The organism is Streptomyces asoensis (assembly GCF_016860545.1).
In the GTDB taxonomy this organism is placed as follows: domain Bacteria; phylum Actinomycetota; class Actinomycetes; order Streptomycetales; family Streptomycetaceae; genus Streptomyces; species Streptomyces asoensis.
The window spans coordinates 367,182-390,452 of sequence record NZ_BNEB01000005.1 but is presented as its reverse complement, the minus strand read 5'-3'; the positions used below and the strand labels follow the sequence as shown (position 1 = coordinate 390,452).

At 70.6% G+C, this 23,271-nt stretch carries 19 protein-coding genes; 15 read left to right on the top strand and 4 right to left on the bottom strand.

Features of this window, described 5'->3' with window-relative positions:
• Positions 1-65: 65 nt before the first annotated feature.
• Positions 66-1,538: a hypothetical protein gene (locus Saso_RS25020; RefSeq protein WP_189928299.1), complete on the top strand. Its 1,473-nt coding sequence runs from the start codon at positions 66-68 to the stop codon at positions 1,536-1,538.
• Positions 1,539-1,596: 58 nt separating this feature from the next.
• Positions 1,597-3,114, top strand: coding sequence for a glycoside hydrolase family 43 protein (locus Saso_RS25015; RefSeq protein WP_189928307.1), 1,518 nt, complete (start codon positions 1,597-1,599; stop codon positions 3,112-3,114).
• A gap of 114 nt (positions 3,115-3,228) precedes the next feature.
• On the opposite strand, the gene Saso_RS25010 is transcribed toward Saso_RS25015, so the two are convergent.
• A complete protein-coding gene (locus tag Saso_RS25010) occupies positions 3,229-3,942 on the bottom strand; it encodes a glycoside hydrolase family 75 protein (protein ID WP_189928309.1) in 714 nt (237 codons plus the stop codon).
• A gap of 441 nt (positions 3,943-4,383) precedes the next feature.
• On the opposite strand from Saso_RS25010, the gene Saso_RS25005 reads away from it, so the two are divergent.
• Together Saso_RS25005 and Saso_RS25000 are read left to right on the top strand one after the other, a co-directional pair.
• Positions 4,384-5,169, top strand: a complete 786-nt coding sequence (locus Saso_RS25005) for a heparin lyase I family protein (protein ID WP_189928316.1) — start codon at positions 4,384-4,386, stop codon at positions 5,167-5,169.
• A 162-nt stretch (positions 5,170-5,331) separates the two neighbouring features.
• On the top strand, positions 5,332-6,573 hold the full coding sequence (locus tag Saso_RS25000; RefSeq protein ID WP_189928318.1) for a cytochrome P450: 1,242 nt from the start codon (positions 5,332-5,334) through the stop codon (positions 6,571-6,573).
• Positions 6,574-6,637: 64 nt separating this feature from the next.
• Here Saso_RS25000 and Saso_RS24995 read toward each other — a convergent pair whose 3' ends face one another.
• Positions 6,638-7,768, bottom strand: a complete 1,131-nt coding sequence (locus tag Saso_RS24995; protein WP_189928320.1) for an aminotransferase class I/II-fold pyridoxal phosphate-dependent enzyme — start codon at positions 7,766-7,768, stop codon at positions 6,638-6,640.
• 288 nt (positions 7,769-8,056) lie between these two features.
• On the opposite strand from Saso_RS24995, the gene Saso_RS24990 reads away from it, so the two are divergent.
• The 5 genes from Saso_RS24990 (at position 8,057) to Saso_RS24970 (ending at position 12,830) form a co-directional block, all read left to right on the top strand.
• Positions 8,057-9,142: an S-(hydroxymethyl)mycothiol dehydrogenase gene (locus Saso_RS24990; RefSeq protein ID WP_203833554.1), complete on the top strand. Its 1,086-nt coding sequence runs from the start codon at positions 8,057-8,059 to the stop codon at positions 9,140-9,142.
• Complete coding sequence (locus Saso_RS24985) at positions 9,139-9,771, top strand: MBL fold metallo-hydrolase (RefSeq protein WP_203833553.1); 633 nt, start codon at positions 9,139-9,141, stop codon at positions 9,769-9,771. Before Saso_RS24990 ends, Saso_RS24985 begins: the two co-directional genes overlap by 4 nt.
• Before the next feature lie 260 nt (positions 9,772-10,031).
• On the top strand, positions 10,032-10,394 hold the full coding sequence (locus Saso_RS24980) for a bifunctional 3-phenylpropionate/cinnamic acid dioxygenase ferredoxin subunit (protein ID WP_189921480.1): 363 nt from the start codon (positions 10,032-10,034) through the stop codon (positions 10,392-10,394).
• The gene (locus Saso_RS24975; protein WP_189921482.1) at positions 10,391-11,560 is read left to right on the top strand and encodes an NAD(P)/FAD-dependent oxidoreductase; all 1,170 of its coding nucleotides are present in this window, start codon (positions 10,391-10,393) and stop codon (positions 11,558-11,560) included. Before Saso_RS24980 ends, Saso_RS24975 begins: the two co-directional genes overlap by 4 nt.
• A 139-nt stretch (positions 11,561-11,699) precedes the next feature.
• On the top strand, positions 11,700-12,830 hold the full coding sequence (locus tag Saso_RS24970; RefSeq protein ID WP_189921484.1) for an aromatic ring-hydroxylating oxygenase subunit alpha: 1,131 nt from the start codon (positions 11,700-11,702) through the stop codon (positions 12,828-12,830).
• 3 nt (positions 12,831-12,833) lie between these two features.
• Here Saso_RS24970 and Saso_RS24965 read toward each other — a convergent pair whose 3' ends face one another.
• Positions 12,834-13,580, bottom strand: a complete 747-nt coding sequence (locus Saso_RS24965) for an IclR family transcriptional regulator (RefSeq protein WP_189922165.1) — start codon at positions 13,578-13,580, stop codon at positions 12,834-12,836.
• A 201-nt stretch (positions 13,581-13,781) separates the two neighbouring features.
• Between Saso_RS24965 and betA the strand changes: the two genes are divergently transcribed.
• Both betA and Saso_RS24955 read left to right on the top strand, forming a co-directional pair.
• A complete protein-coding gene (gene betA / locus Saso_RS24960; protein ID WP_189921486.1) occupies positions 13,782-15,452 on the top strand; it encodes a choline dehydrogenase in 1,671 nt (556 codons plus the stop codon).
• Positions 15,453-15,455: 3 nt separating this feature from the next.
• Positions 15,456-16,292: a methylenetetrahydrofolate reductase gene (locus tag Saso_RS24955; RefSeq protein ID WP_189921488.1), complete on the top strand. Its 837-nt coding sequence runs from the start codon at positions 15,456-15,458 to the stop codon at positions 16,290-16,292.
• A gap of 99 nt (positions 16,293-16,391) precedes the next feature.
• Here Saso_RS24955 and purU read toward each other — a convergent pair whose 3' ends face one another.
• A complete protein-coding gene (purU, locus tag Saso_RS24950) occupies positions 16,392-17,264 on the bottom strand; it encodes a formyltetrahydrofolate deformylase (RefSeq protein ID WP_189921490.1) in 873 nt (290 codons plus the stop codon).
• Between the two features lie 218 nt (positions 17,265-17,482).
• Here purU and Saso_RS24945 point away from each other — a divergent pair, with 218 nt between their 5' ends.
• From Saso_RS24945 to Saso_RS24930, 4 genes are read left to right on the top strand one after another with little or no spacing between them, the layout of a single operon-like run.
• Positions 17,483-18,952, top strand: a complete 1,470-nt coding sequence (locus Saso_RS24945) for an aldehyde dehydrogenase family protein (protein WP_189921492.1) — start codon at positions 17,483-17,485, stop codon at positions 18,950-18,952.
• A 20-nt stretch (positions 18,953-18,972) separates the two neighbouring features.
• Positions 18,973-20,061 carry a quaternary amine ABC transporter ATP-binding protein gene (locus tag Saso_RS24940; protein WP_189921494.1) on the top strand — a complete coding sequence of 363 codons (1,089 nt, stop codon included), beginning with the start codon at positions 18,973-18,975 and terminating at the stop codon, positions 20,059-20,061.
• Entirely contained in the window at positions 20,061-22,070 is a 2,010-nt protein-coding gene (locus tag Saso_RS24935) for an ABC transporter permease (RefSeq protein ID WP_189921496.1), read from the top strand. The genes Saso_RS24940 and Saso_RS24935 overlap by 1 nt, the downstream gene beginning before the upstream one ends.
• Positions 22,071-22,082: 12 nt before the next feature.
• Entirely contained in the window at positions 22,083-23,069 is a 987-nt protein-coding gene (locus Saso_RS24930) for an ABC transporter substrate-binding protein (RefSeq protein ID WP_189921498.1), read from the top strand.
• Positions 23,070-23,271 lie beyond the last annotated feature (202 nt).

The window sequence follows — 23,271 nt, the reverse complement described above, 5'->3', positions numbered from 1 at the left end:
GCCGCGCGGACCATGAACGCCGTCCTCGTTCCATCCGCCTCGCTCACGTCCCCCAGGAGGAGCTCATGCGGAGGCCGGCACTCTGGTCACGCGCCCGATCGGCCGGCCCGGCCGCGGCGCTGGTACTCGCCCTGGCAGGTCCGGGCATCGCGGTCCCGTCGTCGGCGGTGGCCGCTCCCGTCGCTCCGATCACTCCCACCGCGGTCAGCGCCTCGGTGTCGGTCGACGCGGGCCGCGCCCTGGCGACGGTCCCGGCGACCGGAGTGGGCATGAACGTCGCGGTCTACGACGGCAACATGAACCACTCCTCCGTCCCCGGCCTGTTGAAGGACGCGGGCACCGGGGCTGTCCGCTACCCGGGCGGCAGCTACGCCGACGGCTACCACTGGCAGACGCACACCGTCGAAGGCGGCTACGTCGCACCGGGCACGGAGTTCGACGCCTTCATGGGCACGGTACGCACCGTCGGAGCGCAGCCGATCATCACCGCCAACTACGGTTCGGGCACGCCCGAGGAGGCCGCGGACTGGGTCCGGTACGCCAACGTGACCAAGGGCTACGGGGTGAAGTACTGGGAGATCGGCAACGAGGTCTACGGCAACGGTCTCTACGGCGCCACCTGGGAGACGGATCACCACGCGAGCAAGACCGCCACGACGTACGCGACGAACCTCGTCCGGTACGCCGCCGCCATGAAGGCCGTCGACGCGTCGATCCGCATCGGAGCGGTGCTCACCACCCCGGGTGCCTGGCCCGACGGCATCACGGGCACCGGTGACCCGGCGGACTGGAACCACACGGTCCTCTCGATCGCCGGAGCGAAGATCGACTTCGTGGTCGTGCACCACTACCCGATCGGCAACAGCCAGGCGGACCTGCTCGGCAAACCCCAGGCGGAGATCCCGGGCATGGCGGCCACCCTGCGCTCGCTGATCGACCGGTACGCGGGCGGCAACGCGCCGAACGTGGGCATCGCGGTCACCGAGGTCAACGCCAACGCCTACAAGAACACCTCCCCGAACGGCCTGTTCGCGCCGGACGAGTACCTGACCTGGATGGAGAACGGCGCGTTCACCGTCGACTGGTGGAACCTGCACAACGGCACCGACTGCACGCACGTGACCACGGTCGAGGGGGCCAAGGACTACGACGACGGCGGCATCCTGTCCAGCGGAGCCTCCTGCGAACCGGCGCTCGACACGCCCTTCCCGCCCTACTGGGGCACCCGGATGATCACCAAGCTGGGCGCACCGGGCGACGTGCTGGTCCGGGCCGCCGGATCGACCCCGGCCGTGTCCGCGCACGCCGTCCGGCGGGCCGGCGGTGACCTCGCCGTCATGCTCGTCAACAAGGATCCCGCCGCCGACGCGACCGTCACCCTGTCGTACGCCGGCTTCACTCCCTCCCCGGCCACCCCGGCGGTCTTCTCCTACCGGAAGAACGCCACGTCCATCGGCTCCACGACGACGGGCACCGCCACCCGTCAGACCGTTCCCGCCTACTCCGTCGTGGTCGTCCAGCTCCGCCCCGCCCGCTGAACCGGACCTCCCGGCCCGGCGGGCGGGTTCCGCACGCGCACACCAGTGAAAGGACCCGATGAGGGTGTCGAGCAACCCCGAACAGCGCAGCACCGTCCGCAATCCGGTGATCCCGGGTTTCTATCCCGACCCGTCCGTCTGCCGGGTCGGTGAGGACTACTACCTGGTCTGCTCCAGTTTCGAGTACTTCCCGGGCGTGCCGGTCTTCCACAGCCGGGACCTGGTGCACTGGACGCAGATCGGGAACGTGCTGGACCGGCCGGAACAGCTGCGCCTGCCGCTCGACTCACCCTCCTCGGGAGGCATCTACGCCCCCACCCTGCGCCATCACGACGGGCGGTTCTGGCTGATCGTCACCAACGTCAGCGGGGACGGCAACCTGCTGTTCACGGCCACCGACCCGGCAGGCCCCTGGTCCGACCCCGTCAGGCTGCCGGGCGTCCAGGGCATCGACCCCGACCTGGCCTGGGACGAGGACGGCACCTGCTGGTGCACCACCGCCGGAGTCGGCCAGATCCGTATCGACCCGTACACCGGGGAGACGTCCGGCCCTTCCCGTCGGCTCTGGTCCGGCGCCCCCGGCGCCAAGGCCCCGGAAGCACCGCACCTCTACCGCATCGGCGACTACTGGTACCTGCTCATCGCCGAAGGCGGCACCGAACGCTGCCACGGTGTCTCGATCGCGCGCGGCCGCACCCCCACGGGCCCGTTCGAGCCGTGCCCGGACAACCCGGTCCTGACCCACCGGGGCACCGACCACCCGATCCAGAACACCGGCCACGCGGACCTGGTGCAGGGGCCCGACGGCTCGTGGTGGATGGTGCTGCTCGGTGTGCGGCCCGGCGGGGGGACCCCGGGGTGGCACGTCCTGGGCCGGGAGACGTTCCTGGTCCCGGTCGACTGGGTCGACGGCTGGCCGGTCGTGGGCGAACTGTCGGCGTCGATGCCCGCGCCGCCGTGGCCGCTGGTGCCCGGGGTCGCCGTGCCGGACCGCGACGACTTCGACCTGAACGAGCTCGCCCCGCACTGGATCTCGCTGCGGCACCGGCCGCCGGAGGCGTGCGGCACCAAGGAGAGGCCCGGCTGGCTCACCCTGCGGGCGCGGGGCGGATCGCTCGACGAGACGGACGTGACGTTCCTCGGCCGGCGGCAGCAGCACGGGTCGTGCCGGGTGCGGGCCCTCGTCGACGTGGCGGACGGCCGCGGCGGCCTGGCCGTCCGTCTCGACGAGCAGCATCACTACGACGTCGAGGTCTCGTCCGGCGAGGTGCGGGTGCTGGCCCGTATCGGTCCGCTGAGCACGGTCGTCGCGTCCCGCCCGGCGGCACCCGGCCCCCTGGTGCTGCGCATCGAGGTGGCCGCCGTCCGCGAGCTGACCGACGCGCGAACCGGCCCCGACACCGTCACGCTCGGCATGGAGGAGCCGGACGGAACGGTGGTCGAACTCGCTTCCCTGGACGGCAAGTACCTCTCGACGGAGGTGGCGGGAGGTTTCACCGGCCGGGTGATCGGCATGTTCGCCGGTGACGGCGCGGTGCACTTCGACTGGTTCACCTACGAGCCGGTCGACGGCTGACGTCCCCGCCGGGACGGCGCCGCCCCGGCACCACCTCCGCCACGACACGGCTCTCGGTCCGGTGGGCCCGGTCCACGCCCACCGGACACGGGGCCGTCGACGGTCGCCGGCCCGCTAGTTGTCGCGGATGAACGTCTGGGCCAGCCGGTCGCCGAGGCTCACCGCCGCGCTGTGGCTCTCGATGGGGGACACCTGGGAGTTCTTGAACAGGATGTAGGTGACCCCGGAGTCCGTGCCGCCGTTCTCCGGGTCCGGATCGATCCCGAGCGCCTTGGCCGTGGCGTACGAAGCCTCACCGATGATCTTCGTGGGCCCGGTGTCGCCGACGACCGCGTACTCCACCTTGTTCTGGTAGATCACGGCGACGACCCCGCCGCCCTTGATGCCGGCCGAGCCGTAGTTCCAGATCGAGCTGGAGCTCGGCACGACGACGTAGGGGAGGGTGTCGGCGCGCAGGGGCTTTCCGTCGGACTGGTGGAACGCCGTGTCGTCCTGGTACCAGGGGTCGGTGGACTCGCTGCACTTGGACGTCCGCTGGCCGTCGCAGTCGATGTCCATGTCGGCCTTCCAGAAGACCGCGCCGTTCTTCCCGCAGACCGGGACGGTGGCCGAGGTCTCGTCGTCCGTCTTGTACTTGCCGCTCGATATCTGCGAGCAGGACGTGACCTTGGCGAGCAGGTCGGCCGCGCTGACGGAGCCCTCCTGGGTCGCGGCGGGGCCCGCGGCGGCCGCACCCCGGGTGAGGCCGGAGGCGTTCGCGGGGAGGACGGCGGAGGCGAGGAGCGCGGCGCCCGCGGCCGCGGTGAGGGTCAGTGTTCGAGAGCGCACGGTGGGGGGACCCTTCTGTTAGGAAAGTTTCCTTACGGGGTGCGGTACAACGTGACCCCTGGGCGGTGTCCCCGTCAAGCCCTCTGAGGCAAAAGGGAATTGGCCTGAAACGGATCCGACCTCATCGGTCCGGACCATTGACCGCACGGGGCCTGGCGAGGACTCTGTTGCTCGCACCCCGACCCACACCGTGAACCTGGTGCACAGATGTGAACGCCCAGCGTTCCCGTGGGACATCCCCGCACGTCACGCGCTCGACGCCCCCGTGAAAGCGAGCTCGGCCCATGAGCGAGGAACCCTGGGACGGTCAATCCTCCGGAACCGTTCCTTCAGAAGACATCGGATGACCAGCCGCTCCGGACGCCCCTCCGGGAACAGGGCGTCGCGCGGCGATCCCCCACGCAGAAGGCGATCCCCCACACAGAACGAGGTGAGTCAGTCATGAGCACATCCCGCAGGACCCTGCTCGGCGCGGCGCTCGGCGGCGCCGCGGCCACCGTCGCCGGCCCGGCCGGCCCCGCGCACGCCGCCTCCTGGCAGCAGAAGTGGGCGCCCTCGGCCGCCCGCGACGGCCTCGGCGCCTTCGAGACCGTCGAGGACGACCGCGCGGACTCCCACCCCGGGGGGCAGCCGCACATCTACGCGACCGGCGACAACTGGCGCTTCGACATGCACACCGCCGACCGCGACACCTCCACCGACCGGCAGCGGCAGGAGGTCACCGGTCTGCGCAACGGCAGCGGCGGCAACTACCTCAAGTGGACCTCGGGACAGACCTGGCGGGTCACCTACTCGATGTACATCCCGAGCTCGCTGAAGGCGACCACCACCTTCACGCACATCATGCAGATGAAACAGCCCGGCAGCGGCACCTCCCCGATCGTGGTGCAGTCGCTGCGCCGGGTGAACGGCAGGCAGACCATCGAGCTGAAGCTCGCCATCGACGACATCCTCGTCGGCCGCACCGACCTGGACCCCCTGCACGACCGGTGGACCGACGTCGACTTCCAGATCAAGGTGGGCAACGGCTCGGCCGGCTCGGTGCGCTGGATCCTCAGGAGCGGCGGCTCGACCGTCGTCGACGCCTCGAAGACGGGCGTCGACACCTTCCTGGCCGATCGCGTACGCCCGAAGTGGGGCATCTACCGCTCCCTCGGTGACACCTCGGGCTCCCTCCAGAACACCTACCTCCTGCTCACCGGCCTGCGCGGCTACCAGCTCGGCTGAGGCGGCGGCCCGTGGGGACCACTCTCTTGCGGTGCGGCGAGCGCGCCGACGGTCGGGGGGATCGGCAAGGATCCGGCAAGTGGCCACGGACGGACGGAAAGGAGGTGACAGGCTGGTCCTGACACGCTCCCGCATACCCGATGTCACGTCTGGAGCGTGGTGATGACAGCTTCCGCAGATCTTTTCGACGAGAGCCCGGACGACATACCCGACTACCCCATGCCCAGGGCCGAGGGGTGTCCCTTCGACCCACCGCCGGCCCTGCGTACAGCACGCCGCAGGTCGGCGGTCACCAAAGTGCGTTTGTGGGACGGGAGCACACCCTGGCTGGTGACCGGCTACGCCGCGCAGCGCGAGCTGCTCGCCGACAGCCGGCTGAGCTGTGATGTCACGCTGCCCGGTTTCCCGCACATCAGCGAAACCTTCAAGGCCCGAAGGACGGCGAAGCGACGCAGCTTCATCAACTTCGACGATCCCGAGCACGGGCGGCTGCGTCGCATGGTCACCGCCCCCTTCACCGCTCGCCGGATCGAGGCGATGCGTCCGCACATCCAGCGGATCGTCGACGATCTCATAGACGGGATGGCCGCAGGGCCACGCCCGGTGGACCTCGTGGAGTCGTTCGCGCTCGCCGTGCCCTCGCTGGTCATCTGCGAGCTGCTCGGGGTGCCCTACGAGGACCACGGGTTCTTCCAGCAGCAGAGCCGAAACCTGATCAACAGCGGTTCCGCGCCGGACACCGCGCTCGCTGCCCAGCGCGCCCTGCACCAGTACCTGGACCGGCTCGTCGAGGCGAAGAACGCGGAGCCCGGCGACGACCTGCTCTCCGAACTCGTCGTCCATCAGGTGCGCAGCGGCGCGCTCACCTCGGCGGACGTGACGCTGATGAGCACCCTGCTGCTGGTCGCGGGGCACGAGACGACGGCCAACATGATCGCGCTGGGCACCCTCGCGCTGCTCGAACACCCCGATCAGCTGGCGCTGCTGCGCCGCTCCGACGACACCAGGACCGTGGCGCAGGCGGTCGAGGAGCTCCTGCGCTTCCTGACCGTCATCCACACGGGCCGGGGGCGGGTCGCGCTGGCGGACCTGGACGTGGAGGGCAAGGCCATCCGCGCCGGAGACGGCGTGATCCTCGTCAACAGCGAGGCCAACCGTGACGAGACGGCCTTCCCCGACCCCGACCGGCTGGATCTCACGCGAGACGCGCGACGGCACCTGGCCTTCGGTTTCGGGGCCCACCAGTGCCTGGGCCAGGCGCTGGCCAGGGTGCAGCTCCAGGTCGTCCACAGCACCCTGCACCGCAGGCTGCCGAATCTGCGTCTGGCCGTGGACCGGGACAGTATCCGGTTCAAGCGCGAGGGCCTTGTCTACGGCGTGTGGGAACTGCCGGTCACCTGGTGAACAAGAACACGATGTGCCGTGCGGTGTACACGCCGCACGGCACATCGGCGACCGGCCCCTCGGGTCAGCCGGCCGGCTCGTGCCGCCACCCGCCGAGCAGCTCGACCACACGATCCACGACCTGGTGGTCGGCCACGGCTATGCGGACGGCCGCAGGCAGGCTGGGCAGCCCCGACAGATCCCGTACGACATAGCCCTGGTCGTAGAGGAAGGCGGTCGCCGCGGCGGCCTCGGCGGCCCCGGGCACGTCGAAGGTGACGAAGTTGGCTCCGCTCGGACGAGCCCGCCATCCCGGGCGGCACTCCTCCACCCGCCGGGCCAGGTCTCCCCGCAACCGGCGGACGTCCGCCCAGATCTCCTCGAAGACGTCGTGCCGGCGCAAGGAGGCGTCCAGTAGCGCCAGCGCGGTGGCGGAGACCGACCCCTCCGCGTCGATGTCGAAGAGGTGGCACGCCGTCTCCGGATCGGTCGCGATCACGCCGATCCTCGCCCCGGACAGCCCGTAGCACTTGGAGAAGCTGTTGACCCGGACGACTCCGGGCCGCCCCATGATGTCCCGCACCAGTTCCTCACCGCCGTCGGTGAAAGCCAGGTACGCCGTGTCCACGACGAGCAGGCTGCCCCGGCCGGTGACCGTGTCGGCGAGGGCGGCGAGCTCGTCCGCCTCGTGGAACTGGCCGGTGAGGCTGTGCGGCTGGGTCACCACGACGAAGGCGGGCGGTCCCTGCTCCAGCCGGGTCCCGAGGTCCGCCAGGACGAACCGGCCCGTGCCCGGGTCCGGCGGCACCCCGTCGATCCGGCAGTTGCCGAGATGCGCGAACTTGTCCCAGCCCTGATAGGTGGGGTGGTGCGTGACGATCCGCGTCGCCGTGGGAAAGGCCCGGACGAGCAGACCGAGCCCCGGATCGCTGCCGGCCGTCAGTACGAGGCTCTCGGGGGCGACTCCCATGCGCGCGGCGAGTGTGGTGTACACACCTCCGAGCACCGGATAGGTCAGTACGTCGACGGGGTCCAGGGCCTGGAGCGTCCGCCGGTGCAGCGCCGCCGCGCGGGGGTCCAGCAGGCCGGTGCTCTTCAGGTTCACCTCGCCCGGCCGGGAGGTCCGCCTGCGCCGGTAGAGGCCGCCCCGGCTGGGCGCGAGGAACGGCGACACCTGCACGGCGCCGGAGACGGAGGACGTCGTTCGGGAGATCATGAGGCCACCAGCGGTGTCGGGTCGGTTCTGAAGGTCGGTCACGTCACCTGCCTGACGAAGCATGCGACGAGCAGCCTGCCGAACACTCGCCCCGCTCCTTGCGGTCCGCATGCGTGACACCGGGCCGCCGGGCACGACGGTCGGGGTGACGGCGGCGGGGGAGCTGCACCGGTGGGCTCCCCGACCTTGACCCCGGTTCGGTGCTCCAGGATGCTTTGTTGCGGCACAAGGAAAGCGTGCCGCACTAAGCAACACCGACTCAGGTCTCGTACCAGCCGAGGAGTGGTCATGGCTCACCAGGTCCGTGCGGTCGTCGCACGCGGCAAAGGCGCCCCCGTCAGCCTGGAAACGATCGTCGTGCCTGATCCCGGCCCGGGCGAGGCGCTCGTGAAGGTGCAGGCCTGCGGGGTCTGCCACACCGATCTGCACTACCGGCAGGGCGGGATCAACGACGAGTTCCCGTTTCTGCTGGGGCATGAGGCGGCGGGTGTCGTGGAGTCGGTGGGGGAGGGTGTCACGGATGTGGCGCCGGGCGATTTCGTGATCTTGAACTGGCGGGCGGTGTGCGGTCGGTGCCGGGCGTGTCTGCGGGGGCGTCCTTGGTACTGCTTCGACACGCACAACGCGAAGCAGCGGATGACGCTGCTGGACGGCACGGAGCTGTCGCCGGCGCTGGGGATCGGGGCGTTCGCGGAGAAGACGCTGGTGGCGGCGGGGCAGTGCACGAAGGTCGATGCGTCGGTGTCGGCTGCGGTGGCGGGGCTGCTGGGGTGCGGGGTGATGGCCGGTATCGGTGCGGCGATCAACACGGGCGGTGTGGGGCGTGGTGACAGTGTGGCCGTCATCGGCTGTGGCGGGGTCGGTGACGCGGCGGTGGTGGGTGCGCGGCTCGCCGGTGCGGCGAAGATCATTGCCGTCGACATCGACGACCGCAAGCTGCGGACGGCCGCCGGGATGGGTGCGACGCACACGGTGAACTCGAAGGAGAGTGATCCGGTGGAGGCGATCCGGGAGCTGACCGGGGGTTTCGGTGCCGATGTGGTGATCGAGGCGGTGGGCCGGCCGGAGACGTACCGGCAGGCCTTCTATGCGCGTGATCTGGCGGGCACGGTGGTGCTGGTGGGTGTTCCGACGCCGGAGATGAAGCTGGAGCTGCCGTTGCTGGACGTCTTCGGGCGTGGGGGTGCGCTGAAGTCGTCCTGGTACGGCGACTGTCTGCCCTCGCGGGACTTCCCGATGCTGATCGATCTGCATCTGCAGGGCCGGCTGGATCTCGGGGCGTTCGTCACGGAGACGATCGCGCTGGACGAGGTGGAGAAGGCCTTCGAGCGGATGCACCACGGCGACGTGCTGCGCTCGGTGGTGGTCCTGTGACGGCCGCCCGTATCGAACGCCTGGTGACCTCGGGGCAGTTCAGTCTCGACGGGGGTACCTGGGACGTCGACAACAACGTGTGGATCGTCGGCGACGACCACGAGGCCATCGTCATCGACGCCGCCCACGACGCGCAGGCCATCGCCGAGGCCCTCGGCGGACGTACCCTGCGCGCCGTCGTGTGCACCCACGCCCACAACGACCACATCGACGCGGCCCCCGAACTCGCGGCGCGCACCGGTGCACCGATCCTCCTCCATCCGGACGACCTGCCGTTGTGGAAACAGACCCATCCGGACCGGATGCCCGACGGTGAACTGGCCGACGGCTGGGTCCTCGCGGTCGCGGGTGTCGAACTGACCGTGCTGCACACTCCCGGGCACGCCCCGGGCGCGGTCTGCCTGTACGCGCCGGCCCTGTCGGCCGTCTTCGGCGGCGACACGCTCTTCGCGGGCGGACCGGGGGCGACGGGAAGGTCGTACAGCGACTTCCCGACCCTCGTCGACTCGATCCGCGACCGGCTGCTGACCCTGCCGGGCGACACCGTCGTGCACACCGGCCACGGGGACACCACCACCGTCGCCGCCGAGGCCCCGCACCTTCAGGAGTGGATCGACCGGGGCTTCTGACCGCCCCGCGCACCGAGGCCCGCGCGCCCGTCCCGCCGTCCGTTCGCCGGACGGCGAGGCGGGCCGTCTTCATGCGCGCGCGGTCCGTGAACGGTCCCGCCGTACCTCCGTCATGTTTCCTATAGTGCGCGGTGTTGCGTGAGGAGCAACTTCGGATGCCGGGTTCTCCCGGCCTGTGAACTCCTTGACAAGGATTCGGGCCGACTCCAGACTGATGTTGCGCTTACCGCAATCCGTTTCGTTATACGCACCGAGGTGTCATGATGATTCCCGTGTGCCGTCTCGCGGACCTGCCGCGAGGTGAGGCCTTCAGGCTCGACATCGACCCACCGGTCTCGGTGTTCCACACCGACGACGGCGAGGTCTTCGCCATCGACGACACCTGCACCCACCAGGACGCCTCCCTCGCGGACGGCTGGCTGGAGGGCTGCGAGGTGGAATGCCCGCTGCACGCCTCGAAGTTCGACCTGCGGACCGGCGCCGTCGACGCGCCGCCGGCCAAGCGCCCGGTGCGGACCCACGGGGTCCTGGTCGAGGACGGCATGATCTACGTGCGGGTGTCCACGGACGCCCCCAACCTGCCGCCGTGCGTCGCGTCCCGGCTCGCCGGGGGACCCGCGTGAGGACCGTCGCCGTGGTGGGCGCCTCGCTCGCCGGACTGTCGGCGGCGCGCTCGCTGCGCGGGCGGGGCTACGACGGGCGGCTGGTCGTCATCGGCGACGAGACGCACCGCCCCTACGACAGGCCCCCGCTGTCCAAGGAGTTCCTGGCCGGCACGCTCGGCGAGGCGGACCTCTCCCTGGAGGCCGACGACGAGGACCTGCGGGCGGAGTGGCTGCTCGGCGCCCGGGCCACCGGACTGGACCGCGCCCGGCGCGCCGTGCGGCTCGCCGACGGACGCGAGGTCCGCACCGAAGGCCTCGTCATCGCGACCGGTGCCGCGGCACGCACCCTGCCGGGCACCGAGGGCCTTGCCGGCGTGCACAGCCTGCGCACCCTGGACGACGCCCGCGCCCTGCGTGACGAACTGGCCCGCGGCGGACGGCTGGTGGTGATCGGCGGCGGCTTCATCGGCGCCGAGGTCGCCTCCACCGCCCGCGCGCTCGGCCTGGAGGTGACGGTCGTCGAGGTCGCCCCGACCCCGCTCGCCGCACCGCTCGGCGCGACCATGGGCGGCCTCGTCTCCGCCCTGCACGCCGACCACGGCGTCCGGCTGCTGTGCGGTGTGGGCGTCAAGGGGATCGGCGGCGAGAGCAGGGTGGACGCGGTCCACCTCGAGGACGGGCGCAGCATCCCGGCCGACATCGTCGTCGTCGGCGTGGGGGCGCGCCCGTGCGTGGAGTGGCTCGAAGGCTCGGGCCTCGCACTCGACAACGGCGTCACCTGCGGTGCCGACGGCCGCACCGGCCTCGCCGGGGTGGTGGCGGTCGGCGACTGCGCCAACTGGTACGACCCCCGCGCGGGCGCCCACCGCCGTGTCGAGCACTGGACGGGGGCCCGGGAGCGACCCGATGCCGCCGTCGCCACCCTGCTGGCGGGCGGGGCGGTGGAACCGGGTGTGCCGAGACCGCCGTACTTCTGGTCCGACCAGTACGGCGTGAAGATCCAGTTCGCCGGGCACGCGGGCGGCGCCGACAGCGTCACCGTCGAGGAAGGCTCCCCGGACGGCCGGGACGTCCTCGCCGTCTACCGGCGCGCGGGCCGGCCGGTCGCCGTGCTCGGGATGAACCAGCCCCGGTCGTTCACACGCTGGCGCAAGCAGTTGAGCGCTCCGCCGCGTCAGTCGTGACGCGCCGTCGTCCGTCCGCGGCGCCCATGGCGCCGGCCACGCAGTTCCCCGCGCCCCCTCGGGGCGCTCCGCAAGCCTGCTGCGTACGCGTACGGCGCGCAGCGCCGCCCCCTCCACGACGTCTTCCGAGGAGTGCATCGTGACCTCGACCGGTCTGCCGGACAGCCTGATCGCCACCCTGCCCGGCTCCTCCTACACGGACCCGGCGGTCTTCGCCCAGGAGCAGGAGCACATCTTCGAGACCATGTGGTTCTGCGTGGCGCGCGCCTCGGAACTGGCCAGGCCCGGCGCCTTCCGCACGGTCGACGTGGGACGCGAGAGCATCCTGCTCACCCGTGCGCGCGACCACTCGGTCCGGGCCTACTTCAACGTGTGCCGGCACCGCGGTGCCAAGCTCTGCACCGAGGAGGCCGGCGAGGTCAAGCGCGCCTTCCAGTGCCCGTACCACGCCTGGACGTACGACCTGAACGGCAAGCTGGTCGCCGCGCCGAACCTCACCAAGATGCCCGACGTCGGACGCACCGAGTACGGCCTGGTGAGCGTCGCCGTCCGCGAATGGCTCGGCTACGTCTGGGTGTGCCTGGCGGAGAACCCGCCCTCCTTCGAGGAGGACGTCGTCGGCGAGGTCGTCGGACGCCTCGGTGACGTGGAGTCGATCGAGCACTACGACATCGACCACCTCTCCGTCGGCCGGCGGATCGTCTACGACGTCCGGGCGAACTGGAAGCTCATCATCGAGAACTTCATGGAGTGCTACCACTGCGCCACCATCCACCCCGAACTCACCGAGGTGCTCCCCGAGTTCGCCGACGGCTACGCCGCCCAGTACTACGTCGGCCACGGCGCGGAGTTCGGCGAGGGCGTCGAGGGCTTCACCGTCGACGGCTCCGAAGGGCTGGACCGCATCCCCGGGGTGGCGCAGGACCAGGACCGCCGTTACTACGCGATCACCGTGAAACCGCAGGTGTTCATCAACCTCGTCCCCGACCACGTGATCTTCCACCGGATGTATCCGGTGGCCGTCGACCGCACGGTCGTCGAGTGCGACTGGCTCTACCTCCCGCACGTCGTGGAGAGCGGAAAGGACGTCAGCCGGTCCGTGGAGCTCTTCGACCGGGTCAACCGCCAGGACTTCGACGCCTGCGAGCGCACCCAGCCCGGGATGAGCTCCCGCATGTACGCCAAGGGCGGTGTGCTGGTGCCCAGCGAGCACCACATCGGCGCGTTCCACGACTGGGTGAACGAGCGGCTGGGCGGCGGCCCGCGGTAGGGGTCAGCCCAGGAAGCCCATCCGGTGACTGATCTCCTCGGCGCCCTTGAGCAGCACCGGGGAGAGCTCGTGCAGACGCTGCTCGGTGAAGCGGTAGGCGGGGCCCGACGCGCTGAGCGCCGCGATGACCTCGCCGTCGCGGTTGCGGACCGGGGCGGCCATCGCGTGCAGGCCGATCTCCAGCTCCTCCAGGGTCCACGCGTAGCCGCGCTCCCGTGCCTCCGCGAGGTTCTTCTCGAGCTTCGTCTTCGCGGTGATGGTGTGCGGGGTGACCTTCTTCATCCCGGCCTCGGTCAGCAGTGCCGCGCGCTCCTTGGCGGGCAGGTGGGCCAGCAGGACCTTGCCGCTGGAGGTGGCGTGCAGCGGGGTCAGCTCGCCGACCCAGTTGTGCGCGGTGACGGCGCCGGGGCCGCGCACCTCGTACAGGTTGATCGCGTAGTGCTCCTGCATGACCGCGATGTTGACGGTCTCGCCGATCTCCTCGGCGAGCCGCTCGCAGACCGGGCGGCCCTGCTGGGTGATGTCGATCCGTCCGGTGACCGCGCCGGCCAGGCGCACGATGCCGAAACCGAGCCGGTATTTGCCGCGCTCGCCCGCCTGCTCCACCAGACCGCGGGCCTCCAGCGCGCCGAGCAGCCGGAACGCGGTGGACTTGTGAACGTCGATCTCGGCGGCGACCTCGCTGACGCCCGCCTCGCCGCGCTGGGCCAGGATCTCGAGGACGCTGATGGCGCGGTCGACCGACTGCACTCCGCCGGCCTGGGGACTCGATGCTTCGGTGTCTTGGCTGTGGTTGCTCACAACAAAACTATACGCGTAGTAAACAACAGCGCGGCAAGCAAGGACCCGCTCCGAAGAGCTGGCAAGTTGCGCCGTTCGCAACCTGGTGCGTATGGCGATGCCGGTATTACGATGCCTCGCGTATCTACGGCGCGAGCGAGACGAGGCACCATGGCTCCCCTGCAATACGACTTCGTCATCGTCGGCGGCGGTTCGGCCGGCAGTGCGCTGGCGAACAGGCTCTCCGCCGACCCGGCCAACCGGGTCCTGGTGCTGGAGGCCGGCCGGCCCGACTACCCGTGGGACGTCTTCATCCACATGCCCGCGGCGCTGACCTACCCGATCGGCAGCCGGTTCTACGACTGGAAGTACGAGTCCGAGCCCGAGCCCCACATGGGCGGCCGCCGCGTCTACCACGCGCGCGGCAAGGTGCTGGGCGGCTCCAGCAGCATCAACGGCATGATCTTCCAGCGCGGCAACCCCATGGACTACGAGCGCTGGGCGGCCGACCCCGGCATGGAGAACTGGGACTACGCGCACTGCCTGCCGTACTTCCGGCGCATGGAGAACTGTCTCGCGGCCGACCCCGACGACGAGTTCCGCGGCCACGACGGCCCGCTCGTCCTCGAACGCGGCCCGGCGACCAACCCGCTCTTCGGCGCCTTCCTCCAGGCCACCGAGGAAGCCGGATACGCGCCCACCGACGACGTCAACGGCTTCCGGCAGGAGGGCTTCGCCCGGTTCGACCGCAACGTCCACCGCGGACGGCGCCTGTCGGCCTCGAAGGCCTATCTCAAGCCGGTCAGGAAGCGTCCCAACCTCACCGTCAGGACCAGGTCCCTGGTCACGCGCGTCCTCTTCGAGGGCAAGCGGGCCGTCGGCGTCGAGTACCGGCGCGGCAAGGGACCGCTGAGCCGGGTGCGCGCCGGGGAGGTCATCCTCTGCGGAGGCGCGATCAACTCCCCGCAACTGCTCCAGCTCTCCGGGGTCGGCAACGCCGAGGAACTGCGCGCCCTCGGCATCGACGTCGTCCACGACCTGCCGGGCGTCGGCGAGAACCTCCAGGACCACCTGGAGGTCTACGTCCAGTACGCGTGCCGCCGGCCGGTCTCCATGCAGCCGTACATGGCGAAGTGGCGCGCCCCGTTCATCGGGCTCCAGTGGCTCTTCCGCAAGGGGCCGGCCGCCACGAACCACTTCGAGGCAGGCGGGTTCGCGCGCAGCAACGAGGACGTCGCCTACCCCAACCTGATGTTCCACTTCCTGCCCGTCGCCGTCCGCTACGACGGCTCCTCCCCGGCCGGCGGCCACGGCTACCAGGTGCACGTGGGACCGATGTACTCCGACGCCGTCGGCTCGGTGAAGATCAGGAGCAAGGACCCGGCCGAGCACCCGGCGCTGCGCTTCAACTACCTCTCCACCGAGCAGGACCGCCGTGAGTGGGTGGAGGCGATCCGGGTGGCCCGCAAGCTGCTCAACCAGCCCGCGCTCGCCCCCTACAACGCGGGTGAGGTCTCGCCCGGCCCGTCCGTGGACAGCGACGAGGAGATCCTCGCCTGGGTCGCCGAGGAGGGCGAGACCGCGCTGCACCCGTCCTGCACCTGCAAGATGGGAACCGACGAGATGGCCGTCGTCGACCCCGCCAGCATGCGCGTGCACGGCGTCGAGGGCCTGCGGGTGGTGGACGCCTCGGTGATGCCGTACGTCACCAACGGCAACATCTACGCGCCCGTGATGATGATCGCGGAGAAGGCGGCCGACCTGATCCTCGGGAAGCAGCCCCTGGCCCCCTCGAAGGCCGCGTACTACCGGCACCAGGACACCCAGAAGCAGGCCGGGTAGACCTTGGGCGCCCCCGGACTCGCGACGCTGCTGGGCAGCGTCCGCTACGAGGTGCTGCCCGCGAGGGCGACCGAGGACAAGGTCCTCGCCCACGTGCCACGGGACGTCGTCGTCACCGTGACGGCGTCGCCGGTCAAGGGCCTGGAACCCACCCTCGACCTCGCCGCCCGGCTGTCGACGCACGGCTACCGGGTCGTCCCGCACGTGCCCGCACGGCTGCTGCGCGGCGAAGCGCATCTGAAGGAGGTCGTCGACCGCCTCCGCGAGGCGGGGGTGGACGACGTCTTCCTGCCCGCCGGGGACGCGGACCCGCCCGCCGGGCCCTATACGGGCGCGCTGCCGGTGCTGCGGACCCTGGGCGAGCTGGGCGCGCCCTTCGCCCGCGTCGGGGTGACCGGATACCCCGAGAGTCATCCGCTCATCCACGACGACGTCACCGTCCAGGCCATGTGGGACAAGCGCGAGCACGCCACGTACATCGTGAGCAACCTGTGCTTCGACGCGCGCGTGCTGGGGGAGTGGATCGCCCGGATCAGGCGCCGGGGAGTCGCCCTGCCCCTTCATGCGGGCGTCGCCGGCCCGGTGCAGCGGGCCAAGCTGCTGGCGATGGCGACGAAGATCGGGGTGGGGGAGTCGACGCGCTTCCTCACCCGGCACCCCGCGTGGTTCCTGCGGTTCGCGGCACCCGGCGGCTACGCGCCGGAGCGGCTGCTGGCCCGCGCCGGGGCCGCGCTCACCGCTCCCTCGGCGGGGGTCGCGGGCCTGCACCTGTTCACCTTCAACCAGATCGCCGAGACGGAGGCGTGGCGGCGGGCCCTGCTGGAGCGGCTCGCGGGCTGAGCGCGCGGCGGGCGGCGCGACGACGCCGGACGCGCCCGTGCGCCCGTCCGGCGTCCGTCCTCGCGCGCACCCCCGCGGGTGCGGGAGGACGCGGGATCGTCAGCGGAAGACCACCGTGCGGTTGCCGTCCACCATCACCCTGCTCTCGCTGTGCCACTTCACCGCGTGGGCGAGGACCTGGGCCTCGACGTCCCGGCCGACCGTCACCAGTTCCCCGGGGTCGAGCGAGTGGTCCACCCGGACCACGTCCTGCTCGATGATCTGTCCCTCGTCCAGGTCCGGTGTCACGTAGTGCGCGGTCGCGCCGACGAGCTTCACCCCGCGGTCGTAGGCCTGCACGTACGGTCGGGCGCCCTTGAAACTGGGGAGGAAGGAGTGGTGGATGTTGATCGCGCGGCCTTCGAGCTGCTTGCACAGGTCGTCCGAGAGGACCTGCATGTAGCGGGCCAGCACCACCAGGTCCACGCGCAGTTCGCGGACCAGCTCCAGCAGCCGTGCCTCGGCCGCGGGCTTGTCGTCCCGGGTCACCGGGATGTGGTGGAAGGGAATGTCGTAGGTGTCGGCCAGCTTCTCGAAGTCCCGGTGATTGGAGACGATCGCGGGGATCTCGATGTTCAGGGCGCCGGTGCGCCGGCGGAAGAGCAGGTCGTTGAGGCAGTGGCCGAACCTGGACACCATGAGGAGCGTGCGGGTCGGCGTGGAGGCGTCCCGCAGGGTCCAGGAGATGCGGTGGGCCTCCGCCACCGGACCGAACCGGTAACGCAGATTTTCCAGATCCGCCCGGGGATCGGAAACGTCGAAGTGGACCCTCATGAAGAAACGGCCCTGAAGCCGGTCGTCGAACTGCTGGCTCTCCAGGATGTTGCCCGAGTTCCGGACGAGGAAGCCGCTCACGGCGTGGACCAGGCCCGCGCTGTCGGGACACGAGAGGGTGAGGACGTACTCACGGCCGGGTTGGGGGCGAGGGGACATAAGCGGCCTCCGTCGGTGCGTATTGCACAACTGGATGAGCGATACGCAACATGGTCGGCTCGGCACCCCCCGCGGTCAAGGGCGGCACGGCAACTGCCCGCATGGCGAAATCGTCATCGGCCAACCTCTTGACGTATGTCTGCACATTCGCCAGGGTGTTCCACCACAAGCAATTGGATGCACAATGCGCAACGCATTTCGGTCGAAGGGCATGGCGCGTGGCAGACCTGTATGTGGACGGTGAATGGCGGGAGCCGGCGGCCGGCGGCCTTCGGGAAATCCGCTGTCCCGCCGACGGCACGCTCGCGGCGACCGTGTCCGAGGGGACACGTCCCGACACCGAGGCGGCGATCGCCGCGGCCCGCCGCGCCTTCGACGAGGGCCCCTGGCCCCGCACCCCCGAACGGGAACGCGGCGCCCTGCTGCTGCGCACCGCCGACCTCGTCGAACGCGACGCCAAGGAGTTCGCCCGCGCCGAGTCGCTGGACACCGGCAAACGCCTGGTGGAGAGCGAGTACGACATCGCCGACGTCGTCTCCTGCTTCCGGTACTACGGCGGCATCGCCGGCACCGACGCCGGCCGGGTGATCGACACCGGACGGGACGACGCCGTCAGCCGCGTCGTGTACGAACCGGTCGGTGTGTGCGGGCTCATCACGCCCTGGAACTACCCCCTGCTGCAAGCCTCCTGGAAGGTCGCGCCCGCCCTCGCCGCGGGCAACACCATCGTCCTCAAGCCCAGCGAACTCACCCCCTCCACCTCCGTCCTGCTGATGAGGGCGCTGGCCGAGGCCGGACTGCCGGCCGGCGCCGCGAACCTCGTGCTGGGCAGCGGTCCCGAGGCCGGCGCCCCCCTCGCCGAGGACCCCGCCGTCGACCTCGTCTCCTTCACCGGAGGCCTGGACACCGGCCGCCGCATCATGGCCACCGCCGCCGCGACCGTGAAGAAGGTCGCGCTCGAACTCGGCGGCAAGAACCCCAACGTCGTCTTCGCCGACGCCGACTTCGAGACGGCCGTGGACTTCGCCCTCACCGCCGTCTTCCTGCACTCCGGGCAGGTCTGCTCGGCGGGCGCCCGGCTGATCGTCGAGGACTCGCTGCACGACCGCTTCGTCGACGAGGTCGTGCGCCGCGCCCGCCTGATCCGCCTCGGCGGCCCCTTCGACCCCGACGCCGAGACCGGCGCGCTGATCTCCGCGCGGCACCTGGAGAAGGTCGAGGCGTACGTCGCCGCAGGACTCGCCGAGGGCGCCGTACTGCGCTGCGGCGGGGAACGCCCCGGCGACCCCGCCCTCGCCGGCGGCCACTACTACCCGCCGACCGTGCTCGACGCGTGCACCCAGGAGATGCGGGTGGTGCACGAGGAGTCCTTCGGACCCGTGCTGACCGTCGAGACCTTCACCGGCGAGGACGACGCCGTCCGCATCGCCAACGACACCGAGTACGGACTCGCCGGCGCCGTCTGGACCCAGGACGCCGGCAAGGCACAGCGGGTCGCCCGGCGACTGCGCCACGGCACGGTGTGGATCAACGACTACCACCCCTATGTGCCGCAGGCGGAATGGGGTGGCTTCGGGCACTCGGGCGTGGGCCGGGAGCTGGGACCGTCCGGGCTGGACGAATACCGAGAGCCCAAGCACATCTGGCAGAACATCCAACCCCGGCCGCAGCGCTGGTTCCGCGGCTGAACGCCGAAAAGAGGTCGATCGTGACCCCCACACAGACCGAGGTGGCGCAGCGCCGCGGCGCGCCCCAGGACTCGGACGGCTCTGCGGTCATATCCGTGCGCGATCTGTGGAAGGTGTTCGGGCCGAAGGCAGACCGGGTACCGGGCTCCGCCGAGCTGTGCGGCCTCACCCGCCGCGAGCTCATGGACCGCACCGGGTGCACCGCCGCCGTACGGGACGTGAGCTTCGACGTCTCGCCCGGCGAGGTCTTCGTCGTCATGGGCCTGTCCGGCTCGGGCAAGTCCACCCTGGTGCGATGTCTGACCCGGCTGATCGAACCCACCGCCGGCGAGGTCGTCTTCGAGGGCGAGGACATCCGGCAGGCGGACGCCCGGCGCCTGCGCGAACTGCGCCGCAGCAAGTTCTCCATGGTCTTCCAGCACTTCGGGCTGCTGCCCCACCGCAGGGTGGTGGACAACGTGGCCTTCGGCCTGGAGATCCGCGGGCTCAGCCGGGCCGAACGGACCGGACGGGCCAGGGAGGTCGTGGAACTGGTTGGCCTCGCCGGCTACGAGAACTCCTACCCCGACCAGCTGTCCGGCGGCATGCAGCAGCGCGTCGGTCTCGCCCGCGCGCTGGCCGGCGACCCTGACGTCCTCTTCTTCGACGAGCCGTTCTCCGCGCTCGACCCGCTGATCCGCCGCGACATGCAGAACGAGGTCATCCGGCTGCACCACGAGGTCGGCAAGACGATGGTGTTCATCACCCACGACCTCTCCGAGGCCCTCAAGCTGGGCGACCGCATCCTGATCATGCGTGACGGCCGGACGGTCCAGTGCGGCACCGGAGACGAGCTGGTCGGCGCCCCGGCCGACGACTACGTACGCGAGTTCGTCAAGGACGTGCCGCGCGGCGACGTGCTCACCCTGCGGTGGATCATGCGCCCGCCGCAGGACGGCGACGCCCTGGACGGCCCGGAGCTCGGCCCCGACGTCGTGGTGCGGGAGGCGACCCGGGCCGTGCTGGCGGCGGACAGACCGGTCAGGATCGTCGCCGACGGCGAACTGCTCGGCCTCGTCGGCGCCGAGGAGATCCTGACGGTGGTAGCCGGCCGGGAAGGCGACATGTGATGACCGTCGCCGTGGAGGAGTCCGAGAAGACGGACCCGGCCGACGCCGTGCCGACGGCCGCCCCCGCCGAGCCGGTGCGCAGGCCCGGGCGGGCCCTGACGGTCGCCGCGATCCTGCTCGTCTGGCTGGTGCTCTTCGCCGTGCTGCGCGGGAAGCAGACCCTGTCCCTGGCGGCGGCCGACCTCACCGATCTGCACCGGTGGCTCAACGACATCCGGGACTCCGTCGGCGCCGACCGCAACTCCAACCCGCTGTTCCTGTACTTCTTCAACGAGATCCGGCTGGTCATCGACAACCTGGTGACCTTCGTCCAGGACCTCATCTCCCAGCCGTCCGGCGACCGCCCGCTGCCGCAGATCGGCTGGCTCGGCGTCGTCGGCCTCACCGGCTACGTCTCCTGGGCCGTCGGCAACTGGCGGGTCGCGCTGCTCGCCGTGGCCGGCTTCACGTTCTTCGGGCTCCAGGGGCTGTGGCAGGAGAGCATGGACACCCTGGCGCTCGTCCTGTGCGCGGTGTTCGTGGCGCTGCTGTTCGCGATCCCGCTGGGCGTGCTGGCCGGGCTCTCCGACCGGTGCAACCGGATCCTCACACCGTTCCTCGACCTGATGCAGACGATGCCGACCTTCGTCTATCTGGCGCCGCTGACCCTGATCTTCCTCATCGGCGGTGCCTCCGCCACGATCGCCACCGTGATCTACGCGGCCCCGCCCGCGATCCGCATCACCGCGCACGCCATCCGTTCCGTTCCGGAGACGACCGTCGAGGCGGCCGACTCGCTGGGCGCGACACGGCGCCAGTCGCTGACGAAGGTCCTGCTGCCCATGTCGAGGCGGACTGTGGTGATGGGCGTCAACCAGACCATCATGGCCGCCCTCGCGATGGTGACCATCGCGGCCCTGATCGACGCCCCCGGCCTCGGCAAGACCGTCATGCAGGCCCTCCAGTCCCTCGACGTCGGTACGGCCTTCAACGCGGGTCTCGCGATCGTCGTCATGGCCATCGTGCTGGACCGCGTCACCACGGCGGCGAGTGCGCGCGCCGAGGCGGCGCGGCGCTCGGACGGCCGCTTCACCCGGTGGCGGCGGCCGCTGCTCGCGGCCGGGGCGGTGGCCGCCGTGGTGCTCGTCTACCTCTCGCACACCTATGTGTGGGCGGCCGAGTTCCCCGGCGAGGGCGGCGCGGGCCGCACCGTCGCGACCACGGCCGACGACGTGACGACCTGGGCGCAGGACCACCTCTCGGGTCTGACGAACGGCTTCCGTGACGTCATCACCGACGGCCTGCTCAACCCGTTCCAGTCGCTGCTCACCGACTCCCCGTGGTGGCTCGTCGCCGCCGTGCTGATCGCGCTCGGCGCGGTGCTCGGCGGGTGGCGGGCCGGGGTCACCACCGCGGTCTGCGCCGGTCTGCTGATCGGCACGGGGCTGTGGTCGGACGCCATGACGACGCTCGCCTCCACCCTCGTGGCGACCGTGCTGGTCATGCTGCTCGGCGTCGTCTTCGGGGTCTGGATGGGGCGCAGCGCGCTCGTGGACCGCGTACTGCGGCCCAGCCTGGACGCGGCGCAGGTCATGCCGCCGTTCGTCTATCTGGTGCCGTTCCTCGCGCTGTTCGGCGCGACGCGCTTCACGGCGATCGTGGCCGCGGTCGTGTACGCCGCGCCGGTCGCGATAAAGATCATCGCGGACGGGGTGCGGGCCGTGCCCGGCACCACCGTGGAGGCCGCCACCTCGGCCGGGTGCACCACCTGGCAGATCATCACCAAGGTTCAACTGCCGATGTCACGCAGTGCCCTGACGCTCGCGACCAACCAGGGTCTGATCTATGTGCTGTCGATGGTTGTTGTGGGCGGCCTGGTAGGAGCGGGCGCCCTCGGCTACGACGTCGTGGCCGGATTCTCGCAGGGACAGCTGTACGGGAAGGGGCTCGCGGCGGGTCTCGCCATCGTCCTTCTCGGCGTGATGTTCGACCGGATCACTCAGGCAGCGGCGCGACGCACCAGCGCGTAAGGAGCACTGACCATGGCAAGGCAAGCAAGACAGTGGAGAGCCGGCGTCTCCGGTACAGCGGTCCTCACTGCCCTGGGGCTCGCGCTCACCGCCTGCGGCGGGGCGAAGGTCGGTGACGACACCGCCGCCTCCGGCGGTTCGGGCAGCTCGGGCAAGTGCGGGACCTTCAACCTCGCCGTCAACCCGTGGGTGGGCTACGAGGCGGACGCGGCGGTCGTCGCCTATGTCGCCGAGCACGAACTCGGCTGCAAGGTCACCAAGAAGGACCTCAAGGAGGAGATCGCCTGGCAGGGCTTCGGCACGGGCGAGGTCGACGCCGTGCTGGAGAACTGGGGTCACGACGACCTCAAGGCGAAGTACATCACCCAGCAGAAGACCGCCGTGGAGGCCGGCTCCACCGGCAACAAGGGCATCATCGGCTGGTACGTGCCGCCGTGGCTGGCCAAGGCGCACCCGGACATCACCGACTGGAAGAACCTCGACAAGTACGCCGACAAGTTCAAGACCTCGGAGTCGGGGGGCAAGGGCCAACTCCTGGACGGCGACCCCTCGTACGTCACCAACGACGAGGCGCTGGTGAAGAACCTGAAGCTGGACTTCAAGGTGGTGTACGCGGGCAGCGAGACCGCGCTGATCCAGGCCTACCGCAAGGCCGAGAAGAACAAGGAATGGGTGATCGGCTACTTCTACGAGCCGCAGTGGTTCCTCTCCGAGGTGCCGCTCGTCAAGGTGAACCTGCCGGCCTACAAGGCGGGCTGTGACGCCGACGCGGCCAAGGTCGCCTGCGACTATCCGGTCTACGACCTCGACAAGATCGTCAGTGCCGGGTTCGCCAAGTCGGGCAGTCCGGCCTACGACCTGGTGAAGAAGTTCAACTGGACGAACGACGACCAGAACACCGTGGCCAAGTACATCGCGGTGGACAAGATGACGCCCGACGCGGCCGCGAAGAAGTGGGTCGAAGCCAACAAGGACAAGGTCGACGCCTGGATCAAGTGACACGGCGGTCACCAGCGGTCGGACATGCCCGGTGGGCGGTGCGCGAAGGCGTACCGCCCACCGGGCATCGCCATGTCCCGGACCGTGTCCTGCGGCCGTCGTCCGGGCGTGCCGCGGGCCGTTTTCCCGACGTCACGGACCCCTTGACACCCCCTCCCCGCGACAGGCACATTGAGTTGCGCAACCTGAAGCTTGTTGCGTA

Bases quoted from the DNA above. Each gene is read 5' to 3' on its own strand.
- Saso_RS25020 (WP_189928299.1), top strand. From the start codon at position 66: ATGCGGAGGCCGGCACTCTGGTCACGCGCCCGATCGGCCGGCCCGGCC.
- Saso_RS25015 (WP_189928307.1), top strand. From the start codon at position 1,597: ATGAGGGTGTCGAGCAACCCCGAACAGCGCAGCACCGTCCGCAATCCG.
- Saso_RS25005 (WP_189928316.1), top strand. From the start codon at position 4,384: ATGAGCACATCCCGCAGGACCCTGCTCGGCGCGGCGCTCGGCGGCGCC.
- Saso_RS25000 (WP_189928318.1), top strand. From the start codon at position 5,332: ATGACAGCTTCCGCAGATCTTTTCGACGAGAGCCCGGACGACATACCC.
- Saso_RS24995 (WP_189928320.1), bottom strand. From the start codon at position 7,768: ATGATCTCCCGAACGACGTCCTCCGTCTCCGGCGCCGTGCAGGTGTCG.
- Saso_RS24990 (WP_203833554.1), top strand. From the start codon at position 8,057: ATGGCTCACCAGGTCCGTGCGGTCGTCGCACGCGGCAAAGGCGCCCCC.
- Saso_RS24980 (WP_189921480.1), top strand. From the start codon at position 10,032: ATGATGATTCCCGTGTGCCGTCTCGCGGACCTGCCGCGAGGTGAGGCC.
- betA (WP_189921486.1), top strand. From the start codon at position 13,782: ATGGCTCCCCTGCAATACGACTTCGTCATCGTCGGCGGCGGTTCGGCC.
- purU (WP_189921490.1), bottom strand. From the start codon at position 17,264: ATGTCCCCTCGCCCCCAACCCGGCCGTGAGTACGTCCTCACCCTCTCG.
- Saso_RS24935 (WP_189921496.1), top strand. From the start codon at position 20,061: ATGACCGTCGCCGTGGAGGAGTCCGAGAAGACGGACCCGGCCGACGCC.
- Saso_RS24930 (WP_189921498.1), top strand. From the start codon at position 22,083: ATGGCAAGGCAAGCAAGACAGTGGAGAGCCGGCGTCTCCGGTACAGCG.